Origin of the sequence: Achromobacter sp. (genome assembly GCF_036567245.1) — a bacterium.
GTDB lineage: Bacteria > Pseudomonadota > Gammaproteobacteria > Burkholderiales > Burkholderiaceae_B > Achromobacter.
The window spans coordinates 1-2,324 of sequence record NZ_DATCUY010000680.1; the positions used below are offsets into that span (position 1 = coordinate 1).

Sequence of the window (2,324 nt, forward strand, 5' to 3'; positions counted from 1 at the left end):
CGGCGCGCGAAGTGGAGGTCTGCACGGTTGAGCGCATCTGCGGCGAGCCGCGCGGGCGCCGCGCCCAAGGTGCCGCGCAGCCGTTCCACCTGGCTCCAGATGCGCGCATGTTCGGGATCGGCCGCCAGCCAGCGGCCATGCGCCGTCACATCGGCGGCGCTGACGTCATCGGCGCACAGTCGCGCGTACCATTGCGCCGCCGCGGCGATAGTCTTGTCCGCCATCGCGCGCCTATTGCCGTTCCAGGGCGTAGACCAGGCAATGCTCGGTCGCGCGCGCCATGTACTTCTTCACCGAACTGACCGTCACGCCCAGCTTGGCCGCAATGTCCGCGTAGCTTGCGCCTTCAAGTTGGGACATGAGGAAGGCGCGCCGCACCTTCTCGCCCAGGCCGTGCAGCATGGCGTCGATCTCGCGGATCGTTTCCAGCAGGATGGCTTGGGTTTCGGGCGAGATCGCATGGGCCTCCGGCTGCTGAGCCAGGGTCTCCAGCCAGGCGCGCTCCAGCACCTGACGCCGGATATGGTCCACCAGCGTGCGTTGCGCCACCGTGGCCAAAAAACTGCGAGGCTGCCTTACGCCCTGCAATTGGGCCATGGACGCGGGCGACGCCAGCAAGCGCAAAAACGTGTCTTGAGCCAGGTCGGCGGCTTCGGCAGGCACGCTCAAGCGCCGCAGCAGCCATCCACGCAGCCAGCCGTGATGATCGCGGTAGAGCAAGCCCAGCTCGCGGTGCTCCAAAGATGGCAAGGACGACATGGCCGTAGCGCGACCGCTTCATGAGTTTTTAAGAATGGGAATTGTAATCATTATTGATGGTGAGACGCAATTTCTCACGGGCCCTATCGGAATCCATAGCGCTTTTCGGATAAGCGCGCACTGTCCCAAAAAAAAAGCAGACCTGCGGTCCGCCTCCCTATGCGCCAGACACCTGCTGCGGCCAAGCAACGGCGCGCAGCAGGGACCGCCTCAGTGCCCCGTGGAATCCCCTTCCCGGCTGGCCTCGAACAGGAACCACGTGCGCCTCTCGGTTTCGTCGATCCAGTTCTCGATCAGGCTGGAGCTGGCGATGTCGCGATGCTCGTCGGTGATGTTGTGCGCCTCGCGCAGCGCCGCGGCCAGGACCTTGTTGTCCTCACGCAGTTCGGCCAGCATGTCCAGGGGCTGCACGTAGTCCGCGTCGTTGTCCGAAATGCGTTGCGAGCGCGCGATATGCCCGATGGACCGCAGTGTGGTGCCGCCGATCTTGCGGATGCGTTCCGCGATGGGATCCGTCATCGCGAACAACTGGTCGCCCTGCTCGTCCAGCAGCAAGTGGTAGTCGCGGAAATGGGGTCCGCTGACATGCCAGTGGAAGTTCTTGGTCTTGAGATACAGCGCGAACACGTCGGCCAGTATCTGGTTCAGCGCGGCGGAAATATCCCTGGTGGCTGCTGCCGCCAGGTCGGTCGGCGTCGCCAGCGGGCGCTTGCGCCGCTCTTTCAGGGTTTTGGTGGTCTTCTCATCCAGTTTCTTGGCCATGGGTCGCAACTCCTAGGAATGATGGTGAAAACGCACGCGCGGCGCAGCTCGTACACGCCACGACTCCGCTAGCGTAGTTCCGCCCGCGCATTTTTGCCAATGTCCTGGATCAAGGCGCCGCCGCTTCTTTGACTATGCCCTGCATCGAGGCTCCGCCGCTTCTGAAATCCAGCCCGGCTAGGAGTATGCTACGCCGCGTCAATTCAGCCGGATCCATTCATCGCTATGCGCGGCAATCCCGACGCCAGGCAAGGCGCCATCGCCCTGCACGGGTTTTACTTCCTGTACTACGGCCTGCAGGGAGTCAGCATTCCCTTCCTGCCCCTGTGGTTCGCCAGCCGCGGCCTGGATCCCGCCGCGATAGGCCTGATCGTCGCCACGTCCTTCCTGCCCAAGATCCTGTCCACCCCGGTAGTCGCGCACATGGCCGACCAGACCGGCCGCGCGCACGCCCTGATCGCCGCGGCGCTGGCGGCGTCGCTGGTGCTGTTCGCCTGCTACCCGTTCAGCAGCACGCCCGCCTGGCTGCTGGCCATCACCCTGTTGCTCAACGCAGTGTTCCCGGCGGTCCTGCCGCTGATGGACCGCATGGCAATCGCCAGCGGCCGCGGCCAGGGCAGCTCCTACACCGTCATGCGCGCCTGCGGCTCGCTGGGCTTTGCCGTGGTCACCGTGGCCGGCGGCTACCTGATCAAGACCTTCGACGCCGACTGGGTGATGTGGCTGTCGATCCTGCTCATCATCGCCTGCCTGGCCTGCGTGCGGCTGCTGCCCCGCGCGGCGCGCCCCGCCGCCGGCGAAAC

At 65.1% G+C, this 2,324-nt stretch carries 4 protein-coding genes; 1 reads left to right on the top strand and 3 read right to left on the bottom strand.

Going from position 1 to position 2,324, the window contains the following annotated elements:
- The 3 genes from VIR09_RS29220 to VIR09_RS29230 all read right to left on the bottom strand — a co-directional run.
- A partial coding sequence (locus tag VIR09_RS29220) for a DUF4880 domain-containing protein (RefSeq protein WP_332016050.1) occupies positions 1-224 on the bottom strand: 224 nt, incomplete at its 3' end.
- Positions 225-231: 7 nt separating this feature from the next.
- A complete protein-coding gene (locus VIR09_RS29225; RefSeq protein WP_332016051.1) occupies positions 232-759 on the bottom strand; it encodes a sigma-70 family RNA polymerase sigma factor in 528 nt (175 codons plus the stop codon).
- Between the two features lie 210 nt (positions 760-969).
- Positions 970-1,521, bottom strand: a complete 552-nt coding sequence (locus VIR09_RS29230) for a DNA starvation/stationary phase protection protein (protein ID WP_332016052.1) — start codon at positions 1,519-1,521, stop codon at positions 970-972.
- A gap of 225 nt (positions 1,522-1,746) precedes the next feature.
- Here VIR09_RS29230 and VIR09_RS29235 point away from each other — a divergent pair.
- The coding region (locus VIR09_RS29235) for an MFS transporter (protein WP_332016053.1) at positions 1,747-2,324 on the top strand (578 nt) is incomplete at its 3' end.